The 15,079-nt window shown below is 69.5% G+C and carries 10 protein-coding genes; 2 read left to right on the top strand and 8 right to left on the bottom strand.

All coding sequences use genetic code 11. The features are described 5' to 3' along the window. Positions 1-14: 14 nt before the first annotated feature. The 8 genes from HUA75_RS36230 to mglB form a co-directional block, all read right to left on the bottom strand. On the bottom strand, positions 15-1,358 hold the full coding sequence (locus HUA75_RS36230; protein ID WP_174488989.1) for an AgmX/PglI C-terminal domain-containing protein: 1,344 nt from the start codon (positions 1,356-1,358) through the stop codon (positions 15-17). A 3-nt stretch (positions 1,359-1,361) separates the two neighbouring features. Further along, positions 1,362-1,658 (bottom strand): hypothetical protein, encoded by a 297-nt coding sequence (locus HUA75_RS36225; RefSeq protein ID WP_174458518.1) that lies wholly within the window; start codon positions 1,656-1,658, stop codon positions 1,362-1,364. Between the two features lie 7 nt (positions 1,659-1,665). Continuing rightward, positions 1,666-3,252: a tetratricopeptide repeat protein gene (locus HUA75_RS36220; protein WP_174488988.1), complete on the bottom strand. Its 1,587-nt coding sequence runs from the start codon at positions 3,250-3,252 to the stop codon at positions 1,666-1,668. Next, a complete protein-coding gene (locus HUA75_RS36215) occupies positions 3,249-6,626 on the bottom strand; it encodes a tetratricopeptide repeat protein (RefSeq protein ID WP_174488987.1) in 3,378 nt (1,125 codons plus the stop codon). The genes HUA75_RS36220 and HUA75_RS36215 overlap by 4 nt, the downstream gene beginning before the upstream one ends. Then, positions 6,626-9,034 carry a tetratricopeptide repeat protein gene (locus HUA75_RS36210; protein ID WP_371746268.1) on the bottom strand — a complete coding sequence of 803 codons (2,409 nt, stop codon included), beginning with the start codon at positions 9,032-9,034 and terminating at the stop codon, positions 6,626-6,628. The genes HUA75_RS36215 and HUA75_RS36210 overlap by 1 nt, the downstream gene beginning before the upstream one ends. 16 nt (positions 9,035-9,050) lie before the next feature. Further along, the gene (locus HUA75_RS36205) at positions 9,051-9,794 is read right to left on the bottom strand and encodes a dihydrolipoamide acetyltransferase (RefSeq protein ID WP_174458521.1); all 744 of its coding nucleotides are present in this window, start codon (positions 9,792-9,794) and stop codon (positions 9,051-9,053) included. Positions 9,795-9,909: 115 nt separating this feature from the next. After that, positions 9,910-10,497, bottom strand: a complete 588-nt coding sequence (gene mglA / locus HUA75_RS36200; RefSeq protein WP_141648177.1) for a gliding-motility regulator Ras-like GTPase MglA — start codon at positions 10,495-10,497, stop codon at positions 9,910-9,912. A gap of 11 nt (positions 10,498-10,508) precedes the next feature. Continuing rightward, complete coding sequence (gene mglB, locus HUA75_RS36195; RefSeq protein ID WP_002637270.1) at positions 10,509-10,988, bottom strand: gliding-motility regulator GTPase-activating protein MglB; 480 nt, start codon at positions 10,986-10,988, stop codon at positions 10,509-10,511. 332 nt (positions 10,989-11,320) lie between these two features. On the opposite strand from mglB, the gene HUA75_RS47805 reads away from it, so the two are divergent. Both HUA75_RS47805 and HUA75_RS36185 read left to right on the top strand, forming a co-directional pair. Further along, a complete protein-coding gene (locus tag HUA75_RS47805; protein WP_371746277.1) occupies positions 11,321-12,829 on the top strand; it encodes a collagen binding domain-containing protein in 1,509 nt (502 codons plus the stop codon). A gap of 268 nt (positions 12,830-13,097) precedes the next feature. Then, positions 13,098-15,077 carry a FecR domain-containing protein gene (locus HUA75_RS36185; RefSeq protein ID WP_174488984.1) on the top strand — a complete coding sequence of 660 codons (1,980 nt, stop codon included), beginning with the start codon at positions 13,098-13,100 and terminating at the stop codon, positions 15,075-15,077. The last annotated feature ends 2 nt before the right edge of the window (positions 15,078-15,079 follow it).

Genomic DNA, 15,079 nt, shown 5'->3' with positions numbered 1-15,079 from the left:
ACCGGCGCCGGAGCCTACCCCGTCGGCGAGAAGACGAAGGGGTAGGAAACGGTGGCGGCGGACTCGGGTTTGAACGGGAACACCCAGCCGCGGATGGCGGCGCGGATGCAGCTGGCCACCGCCTCGCTGCCGAGGGTGTTCTCGTCGATTTCGAAGTCCCCCACTCGGCCGGACGGGGTGATGGAGAAGCGCACCACCACCTTGCCCTTGAGGTTGGGGTTTCGCTTGAGCTCCTTCTCGTAGCAGCTCTGGATGGCGCCCTTGCGCGCGCGGACGTAGCGGGCGAGCCCGTCGCGGTCCACGTCGGAGCTGTCGACGTCCGGCGTCGCGTCCTGCACGCGGCCCTTCACTTCGACTTCCTTCTTCGTGCCCAGGTCCACCTTGCCGCCACCCTGGGTGCCCAGCTCGCCGATGCCCGTCACGGTGCCGGTGCCACCGCCGCGCGGGCCGGTGCCCTTGCCGACGGAGGCCTCGTTGGCCACGCCCACGCCGCCGGCGCCCTGGAGCGCGGCGACGATGTCGCTGCCACCGCTGGCGCTGCCCAGCACGTCCTGGAACGCGCCGGTGCCAGAGCCCTTGGAGCCGAGCATCTTCAACAGGCCCTTGTCGGAGACCTTCTTCACCATCTCCGCGTGGCGCTCGGCGGCGGCGGCCGCGGGCTTCTCCGACGCGGGCTTGTCCGCGCCGTCCTTCGGCTCGGGGGGCTTGACGTCTTCCTTCGGCGTCTCGGCGGGGCCCGGCGCGGCGGGCTTCGCGGTCTCGATGGGGCGCTGGGGGATGATGGCGCGCACGAAGCGGTCATCGAGCTGATCCAACGCCAGCTCCTGCTCCTTGGGGGCCTCCGCGGAGAGGATGATGGCGGCGCCGGAGAAGTGGACGAGCAGCGAGGCGGCGAGGATGCCGAAGAAGACGCGGTCCATCGTCTTCCAGCGGCTGACGCGGATGTCCGAGGGCATCAGCGGACGCGCTTCCTCGGCCTTGGGCGCGACGAACTGGAAGAAGAGGGTGGCGTCGCCCAGCTCCACCTTGCCGCGCGCGGTCTCCTGGAGGGGGAGGACGTAGAGGTCACCCCGGCGCGAGGCGAGTCCCTGGGAGCGCAGGGCGTCGAAGTCCACGTCGGAGGAGCCGAGGTTGACGCGGCCCTTCATGAACTCGTTGATGACGAGCAGGAACTGGTGGCCCTGGTTCTCGAACACGCTGAAGCGCGCGGGCCTGTCGTCCGAGGCGGGCAGGACGATGGTGTTGCGCGCGTCATGGCCGATGGTGACGCTCTCGCGCCGGACGTGGTGCTCTTCGACAATCTGGCCGTTCTGGATGAGGCCGACGCGGAGCAGCTTGGAAGGTGACGGGGCGGCCATGGCCTAGAAGGGCTCCTGCTCGACGCTCTTCTCGACCTTGGGCACGAAGCTCTCCGTGCGGTTGAGGTCGTCGAAGCTCAGGTTGGAGCGGGGGAGGATGTAGAAAGCCTGGGGCTTCTGGATGCGGCCCTCGACGGTGAGCGCGTCCAGGCGGATGACCTTGCGAGGCGCCTTCTTCGCGGGCGCCGCTTCGCTGCTCGACGTGGCCCCGCCAGTGCCGGGCGCGGCGGACTTGCCAGCGTCCTGCGCGAGCACGGGCGCGGCGGTGAGGAGCACGAAGAGGGCGAAGGTGGCGCGCATGGCGGTCCTAGTTCTTGTCGGTGGCCAGCTTACCCGAGCCGCTCTTCGAGGGCGCGGTGCCGGAAGCGGGCTTGGGCTGGGACACCGGCGCGGGGGGGCGAGTTCCCTCCGAGGGTGCTCCGACGTGCGCGGAAGGTGCTGGGGTGGGGGCCGGCGGAGTGGGCACCGCGCCGGGGTTCTCGGAGCCTGATGGAGCGGTCTGCTCGGGTGGGCTGGCCGGAGCGGATGCGCCCTGCACGGGCGGCGTCGAAGTGGAGGCCGTTCCCTTGTCCGCGGGGGCGGCCTGCGCGGGTGGGGCGGTGGTCGGCGCGTTGTTCTCGGTGGCCTGTTTCGCCTGCTCGCGCTGGGCCTTCTCCTGCTCGGCGGCCTTGCGGAGCTGGTCCTTGCGTTCGCGCTCCAGGCGGCGCTCCTCGCGCTCGATGCTCTTGCGCGCGTCCTTCGTGTACTGAGGGATGCGGTTGTCGCGACCACCCTGGGCTTCGTAGCGCTCGAAGTAGGTGAGGGCCGTCTTGTACCGCTGGATGGGGTCGACCCCCGGGGGCTCCACGTCGAGGAACAGGATGGCGAGGTTGAAGAACGGGTCGGGCTGACCGGGGAGCAGCACGAGCACCTGCTCGTACTCGGCCTTGGCGCGCTCGAACTCCCCCTGCCCCCGGTAGGCATTGCCCAGGTTGAGGCGCGCGGCGGCGAAGTCGGGAGCGGCTCTCACCGCCGCTTCGAGCTCGGTGACGGCGGCCGGGTAGTCCTGGGCCTCGTTGAGCAGCGCGCCGAAGTTGTTGCGTGCCTCGGCGAAGTCGGGCCGGAGCTTCGCGGCCTCCTTGAACTCCGCCAGGGCCTGCGGGCCCACCTTCAGCGCCAGGTACACCAGCCCCAGCGCATTGCGCGTGGCTGCGTCGCCGGGCGCGATGGCCCGCGCGTTCTCCAGCACCATGCGCGCCAGTTCGTGTTTGCCCTCGCGGTAGTACACCTGCGCGAGCACCTGCATGGCGCGAGTGTGCCGTTCATCGAACTTGAGGGCCTGCTTCGCCTCGGTGGCCGCGGGCCCCAGCTTCTTCTGCTGGAGCAGGGTGATGGCCAGCGCAGTGTGCAGCGGCGCCGAGTCCTGCTTCGTCTCCACCAACCCGCGCAGCTCCGTCTCCAGCGCAGCGGAGCGGCCCGTGCGTCCGTACAGGCGCGCCAGGCAGTCCCACGCGGACTCCTGCTCGGGAGCCACCGCGAGCGCCTGACGATACGAGCGCTCCGCGTCCTCGTGCCGCCCCAGCCGCTCCTGGACGATGCCGAGGTTCGTCCACGCGTAGTCGAGATTCGGGTTCTGCGTCACCAGCGCGCGCAGCGCCGTCTCCGCCGCCGTCAGCTCTCCGGCCCGCGCAATCGCCACGGCCTGCTCGAAGTCCTGCGCCGCGCTGCGGGGCGGAGGCGCGACGACGGCGGGGACGGGCGCGGCCTTGGAGTCCGCATCGGCCGTTGCCTCGACGGGCGCCTCGACCGTGGGGCGCGTCTCCGGGCTGGAGGCACACGCGGACAGCCACAGGCCCGAGGACAGGAACAGCGCGGTGAGGGCGGAGGCCCCCGGGGTGCGTGGCGAGAAGCTCACGGCTTGGCTCCCCCGGTGATGCGGCTCTCGTCCGCCGACGCGGGGCGGGCGGGCCCGCTCACGCTGCCGATGAGCCCGTCCGGATAGGCGGCGTCGGACGCGAGTGCCTGCTTGGGCTCCTTGAGCACCGGGTACTCCTTGGGACGGAAGCGGTTGAGGGACTCCAGCGTGCGCCGCGTCCACTCGTTGGAGACGCGATTCTTGCGAGCCTCCGCCAGGGCGACGGCGTAGCTCTCCACCGCCGCGTCCTCCAGCTCCGCCGTGTTCTGCGCGAGCAGGTCCTGGTACGTCACCACCGCATCCTCGCCCAGCCGCTTCACGTCGGGCGGCACAGGCGTTTCGATGATGGTGTTGGCGAAGCGCTCCAGCGCGTAGCCGGAGCGGTAGGCCGCCGCGAGGGACCACTCGAGCTGCTTGTACGGATAGACGCGCGAGTACGCGTCCTTCACCGTCTTCACCGCCGCGCGCTTCACCGCGAAGCTGCGCACCAGGGCCTTGCCCCAGCCGCCAATCTTCAGCTTGTCGAACCTCTGCAGCTCCGCCTCCGCCAACTGGAAGCGTCCATACGCCGCCGCGTTCGCCGCGAGGGGATGGGTGTCCGGCTTGAGCTTGCGTCGGTCGAACTCGCTCGCCGCCTGGGTGTACGCGCGCTGGGCTTCCTTCTCGTCGCCGAGCTTCTGGTGCGCGTCACCCATGCGCCGGTGCGCGTCCACCACCAGCTCCACCTGGCCGGGCTTGTTGGCGAACTTGCGCACGAACTCCTGGAGCGCGCGGACCTCTCCGCGAGGGTCGCCCTGCTTCTCCAACAGGATGGCCGCGCGGTACTGGTTCTTCGGCGCGTCCTCGGCGGCGGGGAACAGCTCCGCGTAGCGCAGGAACGTGGCTGCGGACTCCGCGTAGCGCTGCTGGCCTTCGAGCAGTCGACCGGTGTTGAAGAGCGCCGCCTCCCGGTCCTTCGACGCGGGGTAGTCCTTCACCAGCTTCTGGTAGCTGACGACGGCCTTGTCGAAGTCGTAGGACTTCTCCGCGTTCACCGCCACGCGGAACAGCGCCGCGTCCGCGAGAGGAGACGAGGGGTACTCGCGATAGATGCGCTCGTAGAGCTTCATCGCGGAGTCGAAGCGCCGGGTGTTCTCGTGCGCGACGGCGGCGTTGTTGAGGGCCTTGTCCGCGAACTCGTGCCGAGGTTCCTCGTCGACGAGCTGGGTGTACTTGCGCGCGGCCTCCTCGTGCTTGCCCTCGGCCAGGAGTTGGTCCGCGAGCTTGAAGCGGCCCGCGAGCTTGAACTTCACCAGTTGCTTGTGGAGGTCGCTGGTCGGGTCGATGACCTGCGTGTTGCTGGCCAGCCTCGCGCTGACCTCCTCCACGCTGTGCCAGTCCTTGTCGATGAGGAACGTCTCGACGGTGAGGTTGGTGGCGTAGCGGGCCACCTCGCTCTTGGGCCACGTCTGGATGATGTGCTCGAAGCGCTTGCGGGCCTCGGGGAAGTCGTCGTGCGCGTAGTACAGCTCCGCGGCCTTGTAGGCGATGCCCGCGGCCTTCGCGTCGCGCGGCAGGAGCGCCACGTACTTGTCGGAGGCCGACACGAGCTTCTGCTCGGTGGGCGTCAGCGGCACGGGCTTCACCGCCGAGCCCTCGGGCCGCTCGGTGGAGCGCAGCGGCTTGAGGTCCGGCGCCTTGCCGGCCTGAATGTCCTTCGCGAGCAGTTGCTGCCACGCGAGCACCGCGCTGTGCGCCGCCTCGTCGCGGTGCTTCTCGCTCACGCCGGTGTCGCGCACCAGCTCGTAGCTCTTCGCGGCCTCGGCGAACTGGAAGGAGAAGTAGAGGCACTCCGCGTAATAGAAGCGCATCTCGCCCGCGCTCTTGCTGCGCGGGAAGCGCTCCAGGTACGTGCCGTAGGCGCGCGCGGCGGTGGCGAAGCCCGTGCTGGCCTGCTCGAACTTGCCCTCCTTCTTGAACACCAGCGCCTGCTGGTGGTGGAAGGTGGCGCTCGTATAGAGGCTCTTCTCGACGAGCGTGTTGGCTCGCGAGAGCGCGTCGGGGTCTCCCTGGTTCTTCGCGTACCAGGCGGTGCCGGGTTGATAGAGGCTGGCGAGCCGCTCCGACTCCGTGAAGGACTCCGCGAGCAGCCGGTCCCTCTCGTAGGCCAGGGCGATGCGCTGCTGGAGCTCCGGCGCGTCCGGCGCCATGGGTTCCTGCTGGAGCACGCGCTGATAGGCCGCGATGGCGGCGGGGTGGTTCGTCTGGTCGAAGTAGACGTTGCCCAGCCGGCGGTAGACGTCCGCCTCGTAGGGCTTGGGGCCGCGCTTCGCGAAGAGGGCCTGGGCGCGAGGCAGTCCGCCCCACGTCTCGTCCGCCAGCGAGATGGCCACGTACTGGAGGGCCTCGTCGCGCAGGTCTCCGCCGGCCTCGGCCTCGCCCTTCGCGACGCGCTGGGCTTCGTAGAAGTCCACCAACGTGAGGAAGGACTCCACCGCTTCGTCGAAGCGGTCCATCCGGTAGTACGTCCAGCCCAGCTTGTAGAGGGCCTTGTCGTAGAGCGGATGCAGCGTGTCGCGGGCGGCGGCCTCGAAGGCCTGCGCGGAGCGGGGCAGGGCCTGCGGGTCCTTGTAGTTGTCGAACCAGTACTCGCCGATGCGGACCCACGCCTCGGTGGCGAAGCGGCTTCGCGGATAGCGGGCGATGAGCTGCTGGTAGGTGCGGAAGCTCTCGTCGACCTGCTCCTGCTCTTCCAGGCAGTAGCCCAACAGGTACCAGGCGCCGTCGTTGAGGCGGTAGGTGGGGTAGTCCTTCAGGAGCCGGCGGTACAGCGCGATGGAGTCCCCGTAGTCCTTCTTCGGCTCCACGGGGAAGGCCGAGTCGGGGTTCTTGTCGTGGGCCTCCAGCCGGTCTCGGTACTCCTTCATCGCGAGCTGATGCTCGTCCTGCGAGCGCTCGTAATAGAGCTCCGCCAGCCGGAACATCACGTCCGGCGTGTAGCGCGGCTCCTGCGGGTAGCGGCGGAGGAACTCCTCGAAGCGGACGATGGCCTCCATCCGCTCCTTTCGCTCCTGGGCCTCGAAGTCCCGGATGACCTTCTCGTACGAGGACGCGAGCGAGTCGCGCTTCTGCTCGTACTTGCGCTCCATCAGGAGCTGCACCTCGCGGCTGAACTCGCGAGACTCCTCGTCATACGTGCGCAGGGCGCGGCTGACATCCTGGAGCAGCGCCTCTTCCTCGGGCGTGCGGCCCAGGCCCGTCAGGTAGCCCGCGGCCGGTGTCCCGGAGGGACTCTCCGCCTGGGCGGGGGAGGGGGCTTGCGCGGCGGTGTCCGGCGCCTGGGCGGCGGCGGGCAGCGAGGCCACGGAGAGCAGCACCGCGAGCACGCGCCGCATCACCGTCCCTCCTCCGACAACACGTCGCGGAAGTCGGCGTCCAGCGCGCGCAGCGCCTCGGCCTTCTGCGCGGACACCTTCTGGATGTTCGTCGTCTTGTCCTGCTTCTCGGTGAAGGCCACGTCCACCACGCCCACGTCCGCCTTGAGCACCAGGTCGTAGAACTGCCGACGCACGCGCCGGATGCTGTCGTAGGCGATGCGGCCCACCAACTGCTTCGCGTTGCCGGACACCGCGGCGACCTCGGCCTCGTAGCGCTCCAACAAGTGCTGCTCGGCCAGCACCTTCGCGCGGATGCGCTGTCCTCGCTGGTCCACCTGGGTCCGCAGCGCGGACTGGGCCTCCGCGACGCGCTTGCGCAGCGCCTCGCCTCGCTCCCGCACCTGGTGCGCGTGCGTCAACACCGCCGTGGGAGACTGTCGACGCTCCGCTTCACTGAGCACCTCGTGCTCGGAGCGCAGCGCCGCCGCGTAGCGGCCACGGATGGCCTGTTCCCCGGAGAGGGACGCCGCCGCGCTGTTGCGCTCATCCGCGAGCCGACCGCGCGTCCGGTCCAGCTCCAGTTGGAGATCATTCAGCGTCTGGACCTCGGCCTGGAGCTGCACCAGGAACTCTTGTTCCTCGTCGGGTGGCGTCTGGCGAAGCAGCCGCGTGTCATCCACCCACTTGCGCACCGCCGAGGCGATGGCGTGCAGTCCCTGAATCTCCGTGCCCAGCCGGAAGGCCTCGCGGTCCACCGCGTCCACCCGGGTCTGCATGCGGCGCAGCCGCTCCTCAAGCCCCTTCTGCGTGGTGGGAAGCGTGGCGAAGCGGGCGGCCAGCGCATCGCGCTCGCGGCGCAGGGGCGCGAGCCGGTCCCGCTCCTGCGAGGTGAGCGACGGCTCCAGCGCGAGTCCCTCCACTTCCACCAGCGTCGACTCGGCGTGCGTGACGGCCGTCTCCACCGCGTCCGCGCGCGTGAAGCCCTCTTGCAGCTCCGGGAAGGTCTCCAGCTTCCGCGAGTCCAGCGCGCGAAGGATGCGGGCCGCCAGCTCGCGTGCGTCGACGGCGCCCTTCTTCCCGGTGTCGATGTCGCCCACCATCTTCACCGCGCGGCTCACCTCGCGCTCGGTGGAGGCGTACTTCAGGGCCAGGGGTGGCAACAGCGTGCGCACGTCCGGGACGGTGTCCGTGCGCGCCAGGAGCCGCTCGAAGTACGCGACGGGGTCCCGGTTGGCGTTCAAGAGGGCGTCCACCTTCTCGCGCACGGGGCGGAAGGTGCCGATGAGCTCGTCGTAGGAGGCGATGGCCTCGTCGTACCGCTTGAGCTTCTGGAGCAGGTGTCCCTGGAGGAGCTTCGCGTCGGGCGCGAGCCGCGAGTCGGGGGCGACGAGCAACAGGATGTCGACGGCGTTCTTCGCCTCCTGGTGGTTGCCCTTGCGCACCTGCGTCCACGCGATTTCGTAGAGCGACTCCGGAAAGGACTCGCTGTCCTGCGACACCTGGCCGTAGCGGTCCAACGCCTCGTCGAAGCGGCCTGCTTCGTACAGGAGCCGTCCCAACGACATCAGCGACAGCTCGCGGATGCGCCGCGTGTCCGTGTCCGCCGTCGAGCGGGTGACGGGCTTGCCCGGCGTCGCGGTGGGCGCGGAGCCTCCCTCGTTCGACAGGGGCGTGAGGAGCTGCTGGAACTGTAGGATGGCCAGGGGCAGCTCGCCGGCCTGCATCGACAGCACCGCCATGTGGTAGCCGGCCTGGATCTGATACGGGCCGCCATGGGCCTGGGCCAGCGGCGAGAAGGCCGAGCGCGCCCGCGCGATTCGCTCGGCGGCGGGCAGGTCGGTGCGGCGGAAGAGCCACTTCGCCTGGACGTACTGCACGTCGGGAGGAAGCTGGCCGCCGAACAACGTGCGCGCCTGCTCGACGTAGGTCTCGACGTCGTCGAACAGGTTCAACCGTCCGGAGATGGCCAGGTAGCGCGTGAGCGCGTCACGGTGGCGCGCGGTCGGCGTGGGCTGCGACAACAGCTCGCGCAGGTAGAGCCGCGCGCCGATGTCGTTCTTCTGCTGGTACAGCGAATCCGCGAGGAAGAAGAGCGCGTCCGCGTAGCGCGGGTGGCTCCGGAACGCCGGGTCGCTCACCAGGTCGTAGAAGTGGACGGAGGCCGCGCTCCAGTCGCCGAGCAGGTACTGGATTTCCGCGTCGGAGTAGCGCCGCGAGCGGGCCTGCTCTTCATCGGGCTCCGGGCGCTGGCTGTACTGTGTCTCGACGAAGCGCAGGCTCTCCTCGGCGACCTGGAGCTGCTGCTCCACGGAGGACAGTCGCTGCTCCAGCTCCTGGGGAGTCGGAGGCGGCGGGGGAGGCTCGGCGGCAAAGGCGGAGGCGCCCCCCACGAGGCTGAGCGCGAGGGCGAGAGCGCGAAGCGACACGTTCACCGGCGGACCCCTACCGCGCTTCAGTGGAGGTGGCGGCCGGAGGGCTTCCGCCCGCTTCGCCGTCGATGCGGGGCGCCGTGTCGCGCGACAGCTCGATGTCGTAGCGCACCGCGGGCCGGTCCTTCATGTCCAGCGTGAGGCCGCCCTGCTCGTAGCCCACCACGCGCACCGTGGACACCTTTCCTGGCTCCGCGTTGAAGGTGTAGCTGGATTGCACCTTGAACTTGTAGCCCTCCAGGTAGCTGAACACGCCGAAGCCGCCGCCCCGGTAGACGAGCCGCACCGCGAGCTGGTGCTGTCCCGGGACGATGCGCCCGTTGAAGACCTCGAACTGCTCGCGCTTGCTCAGCTCTTCGCCCTGGATGTCGACCTGCGTGAAGATGGGCGCGCCATCCAGCGCGTACGTCACCGACTCCAGGATGAAGGAGCTGCCCATCTCGTTCTTGTGGACGATGAGCGCGCGAGCCCCGGTGGTGACGTCTCCGCCCAGCACCGTCTCCTGGAGCAACAGGAGTCGGGCCTTGGAGCGGTAGATCTTCTCCTTCAGGTCGACGACCTGCTCCTCCAGCGTCTTCACCCGCGTGTTGAAGGCTTCATCCGCGGTGCTGTCGCCTTCGGAAGGAGCCACGGGAGGCGCCTCGGTACTCGAGGCGGCGGCGGGCGCCGTGGGGCGCGGCTCCTGCGCGAGCGCCGCCCCACAGAGGGTGGCGCTCACGAGCGCGAGGAGGCGGAGGGTGGCGGCTGCGACACGCACTGTGCGACCTCAGGAGGCGGACGGCCCGGCCCGTCGGCAGCAGGTTGTAACACCCTTGGCCGCGAGGCGTCTTCTCACCCGCGGTACGGGAGTTGACTGCCCGGCTGCTCCCGGCTCAGCCGCCTTTCTTCAGCTCCGTGAGCACCAGCTTCGCCACGGCCTTGAGCGTGTCGAACACGCCCACGCCCGTGGGCGCCACGGCCTGATACTCGGGGATGTTGCGCGGGTTGATGGCCTTGCGCATCTCCTCCGGCGTCACCGCGTTGGGCAGGTCGCGCTTGTTGTACTGGAGGACGTACGGAATCTTGTTCAGGTCGTAGCCCTGCTCGGCCAGGTTCACACGGAGGTTTTCAATCGACTCCATGTTCGCCTCCATGCGCTCGATCTGACTGTCGGCCACGAACACGACGCCGTCCACGCCCTTGAGGATGAGCTTGCGGCTGGCGTCGTAGAACACCTGGCCGGGCACCGTGTAGAGGTGGAAGCGCGTCTTGAATCCGCGGATCTCACCGAGCGACAGCGGCAGGAAGTCGAAGAAGAGCGTGCGGTCCGTCTCGGTGGAGAGGGAGATGAGCTTGCCCTTCGTCTCGGCCGCCGTCTTGTTGTAGATGTACTGGAGGTTGGTCGTCTTCCCGCAGAGACCCGGCCCGTAATAGACAATCTTGCAGTTGATTTCGCGGGATGAGTAGTTGATGAAGGACATGGCTTCCCGGGTTACTCGCTGAAGAGGTTGTCGATATCGTCGTCGGAGATCTCGGCGAACGGCGACCCGGCACCCGGGCTGTCCGTCTTCTTCACCAGACTCTCGAAGATCTTCGTCAGCTCGTCGCTGGCCTTCTTGATGCGCAGGCGGACGAGGCCGAGGCTGGTGCGGTTGTCGAAGATGACGACCAGCACGACCCGGCTGCCGACGATGGTCATGTAGAGCGAGTCCTTCGCCCCCTCATGGAACTGGTTGGGGAACTCGTTCTCACCGATCAGCTTGGCGAGTCCGCCCATCGCCGCCACGTTGCCGGCCGTCAGCGAGGCCAGGGACGTGGTGTCGATGTTCTGCGTCTGCCCGGCCGAGGAGATGAGTTGCCCGTTCTTGTCGACGAGGAACACCACCTTCGCGTTCGCGTCCTTGGTGAGCCGGTCGCAAACGGCGTTGATCTTGGTGAACTCCTCTTCGTACATCACCAGTTGCGTGCCCATGGGCGTATGCGCTCCTCAGCGTTCGCTCGCCCGTCTCACGGCAACACCCCGATTGTTTCTGGAGTGAATCCCGGAGGTTAGACGAGGCGCTACCGACCGTGAGGATGCTTAGCAAAGCCCCTCCACTCCAGCAAGAAGCCATCCGTTCCTCCCGGTGAGAACGCGGCTCGTCCGCTGCCCCCGCCACCCAGGGGGTCCTCGTCAAGCCTCTTTCTGGGTCCCCGGATGACGCCGGTTTGGGAGTGTTCGCGGCTTTCTCTATACTCCGCCGGGCTTTGACGCCCCCACGCCCCCTTGCCCCCATCCTGGCGCGTCTGGCGCCCTTGCTGTTGGTGCTGGTCAGCTCCCCGTCCGTCCGGGCGGAGGAGGTGCGCGAGCGAGCCTCGCTGCGCCTGCGCTACGGCGTGGCCCTCCGCAATGGTGCCCAGGCGGATGTAGGGCCTGGGCTCACCTACGACGGCTTCACCCCGAATGATCTGGCGGCGGTGGGCTCGGTCTGGGCGGGTTCCTGGCTGGGTGGGTGGGCGGCGGTGCAGCGCGAGGGCTTCGACCTGAAGGAGGGCTCCTTGCGGATCACCGGGGGCAGCCTTTTGCGGGCGTCGGTGGGTCCCAAGGTGCGCACCTGGTTGGGGCCGGTGCGGGCGGAGGTGGGCGCGGGCTATGGGTACGCGCAGCTGCCGCACTTCGGTGCGTCCGCGGAGCCGGTGCTGTCGCGAGGGGTGCGGCACGCGGCGCTGGTGAGCGGGAGCCTGCGGCTGCCGCTGTTCACCCGGTTGGAGGTGGAGGCGAGGGGTGAGGTGCCGGTGTCGTTGGCGGTTCGTGACTCGGCCGGGGCGAAGGCGGAGGCGAAGGGCTTCGCCGCGGGTGGCGCGCTCCTGTTCCCGCTGACGGGCACGCAGCGCTGGTCCGGCACGCTGCTCGTGGACTTCCAGCACGTGCAGGACACGGTGACGCTCGCGGATGGGACTCGGTCCGAGCAGCGCATGCGTCGGGTGGGCGCGGCGCTGGAGCTGACCTGGAATGACGCGCCCGAGTCCCGGGTATCGGAGCCGCTGCCTCCCGAGCGGGTGCCGGCGGGGGGCCTGTCGCTCCAGGTGCTGGACGCGGAGTCGGGCGCGCCGCTGGCGGGAGCGCGGGTGGTGCTGGTGTCTGGAGGCGTGGAGAGTGCGCCGCGCGAGGCGGATGCGCAGGGCTCGCTGGAGAACGTGGAGCTGCCGCCAGGTGACGTCGTGGCTCGGGTGAGCGTGGATGGCTACGAGCCCGCGGAGGGTCGAGTCACGGTGGAGGACGGTGGGCGCGTGGCGCTGTCGGTGCGCGCGCGCAAGCTGCCGCCTCCCACGGGGGGCTTGAAGGTGACGGTGGTGAGCGCGGGCAACGGGGTGCCGTTGCCGGGGGTGCGGCTGACGGTGGGGGCCGTGGAGGTGCGCACGGACATGAGGGGCGAGGCGTGGGTGAAGTCGCTGCCGCCAGGGCCCGTGGCCGTGGTGGCGAAGTCGCCGGGCTATCGGGTGGCGGAAGAAGCGGCCATCATCATCGCGGGGCAGGAGACGGTGCTGTCCGTGCCGCTCGCCTCGGAGCGCAAGGGTGAGCCCGCGACGCTCACGGGCCAGGTGCGCAGTGCTCGGGGCGGAAAGCCCATCGCTGCCACGCTGCTCATCCCGCAGGCGAAGGTGAAGGCGCGCACGGATGCGAAGGGTGCGTTCACCTTCAAGGTGCGCGGTGGCACCTACCGCATCACCATTTCCGCGCGCGGCTACCTGTCGCAATCCAAGCTCGTCACCTTGAAGGATGGAGAGCAGGCCATCTTCAACGTCGACCTCTTCCCGAGGCAGCGGCGGTGAGTGACACGCTTCCCAGGCTCGCTGTCCTCGCGGAGGGAGGGCGGGCAGGTCCTCTGCGATATCGGTCTCCTGCGGAGGCCGAAATTGTGCGCCGCACGCGGTCCTCGCTCGGTCGTCTCGCTGAAGGAAGTCGCGCAGGCCCGCCTCAACGTCGACCTCTTCCCGAGGCAGCGGCGGCGGTGAATGACCCGCTTCCCTGGCTCGTTGCCTCGCTGCGAGAAGGCGAGCGGCCCCTCTTCCATGTCGATTTCATCCCGAGGCCTCAACGGTGAGTAACGCGCGTCCCTGGCTCCTGGTCCTCCTGCTCGTCGCGACGGCCTGCGACGAAGAGGCGACCACTCCGTCCAGCCCCGTCGCGGAGGTTCCCGCCTCGCCCGACGCGGGAACCTCCGTGGAGCTGGCTCGCCTGGAGGGCCTGTCTGGCGAGGTGCTGGTGGAGCGCGGTGGCAAGAAGGTCCCCGCGCGGGAAGGCCCGCTGTACTCGGGTGACGCGCTGGAGACGGGCGCGACGGGCGCGGCGACGATGCGCTTCGCGGACGGGCGCTCGGTGGAGGTGGGCTCCGACGCACGCGTCGGCGTGGGCGAAGAGGCCGGGAGCGTGGTGCTGACCGTGGAGCGCGGCATCGTGTTGTCGCGAGTTCCCGCGCGCCCGGCCGGCGCTCCCTCGAGTGGCAAGAAGGTGTCGCTGACACTGTTGACGCCCTTCGGCCTCACGCGCGTGGGCTCCGAGCCCAGCGAGGTGAGCGTGCAGGTGACGAAGGACTCCGGCCGCGTGGAAGTGAAGCTGGGCGCCATCGAGTTCGTGTCCAAGGATGGCCAGCAATTGCGCGCGTCGGAGGGTGACTCGGTGGAGGTATCGGCGGGGCGAGCGGAGCTGCTGCTGCGCGGCTCGCGGCTCGTGGAACTCTCACCCATTCCGGTGACGGTGCGACTGGGTTCGGGGCGCGCGGAGATGCGCGGCAAGGGCGCGAAGCGCTGGCGTCCGGTGCGCACGGAGGGCGACGTGCTGGCGCCGGGAGATGGCGTGCGCACGCGCGGCAGTGGCACGGCGGAGCTGATGCTGCAGGGCTCGTCCTCGCAGCTGTCGCTGGGGCCCTCGGCGGAGATGGTGCTGGAGGGCGCGGGGCAGGGGGGCACGCGGGACGAGGCCCGGATGGACCTGCGCCAGGGTGGGCTCGGCGTCCAGCTCGCGCAGGGACGCGAGAGTCGCGTGGTGCTGCCCGGGCTCACACTGGAGGGTGACGGCGCGTCGCGACTGGCGGTGCGGCGCACCTCGACGGGCTATCTGGTCGATGCGCACACAGGGCGGGTGACGCTTGTGCGAGGAGACGTGCGCCAGCCGCTGCGTGCTGGAGAGCGAGCAACGGTGACAAGCGAGACGGGCGAGGCGCGCATCGAGGCGCTCGGACCCGCGCCGCTGCTGCTCGGCGAGGGAGACGGCACGGAGGTCTACCACCAGGGGATGCCCGAGGTGGCCATTGGCTGGGAGAAGGAGGGGGAGGTGACGGTGGAGGTGGCCTCGGACGAGGCCTTCACGCGGCCCCTGCTGTCCGGCACGGTGTATCAGTCCTTCGTCAACGTCCCGGCTCCCGCGCGCGGCCTGCTGTACTGGAGGGTGCGCGGCAAGGACGGCAAGGACCTCGCGAAGGGCAGCGCGACGTTCGCCCCGGAGCGGCTCGGCGGAGACCTGGACCGCGTGCGCAACGTGGTGCCGGAGGGGCTGGAGAAAACGACCATCTTCTATCAAGACAAGCCGCCGTCGGTGACGTTCACCTATGCGGAGGAGGCGTCGGCGGCGCGGTACAAGGTGGCGGTGTATCGGGTGGGCGCGCTGGAGAAGCCAGTGGCCGAGCGCACGGTGACGGAGGCGCGCGCGGCGCTGGACGCGGGCGCGCTGGGAGAGGGCAGCTACCTCTGGTCCGTCACGCCGCTGTCCGCGACGGGCGAGCAACTGAAGGGGGGACGGATGAACAAGCTCGAGCTGGTGTACGACAACTCAGTACCGATGCTCCTGGTGTCGCAGCCGCGCAACGGCCAGCGGGCCGCGTCGAGGGTGAGGACCACGGGCGTGGCGCCCGTGAATGCGCGCCTGTCCATCAATGGACGTCCAGTCTCCCTGGATGGCAAGCACCGCTTCGATACCTGGGTGGAGCCAGTGGGCGCGCCCCCGTTGCTGGTGTTTAAGATGACCCGTCCCGGTGCTCCGGATGTTCATACGGTCCGCACCCTGAGACAGCGAGGGCCTTGAGG

Origin of the sequence: Myxococcus sp. CA040A (genome assembly GCF_013336725.1) — a bacterium.
GTDB lineage: Bacteria > Myxococcota > Myxococcia > Myxococcales > Myxococcaceae > Myxococcus > Myxococcus llanfairpwllgwyngyllgogerychwyrndrobwllllantysiliogogogochensis.
Note: the sequence above shows the minus strand (reverse complement) of the source record. Positions and strands in the feature narration are given on the sequence as shown.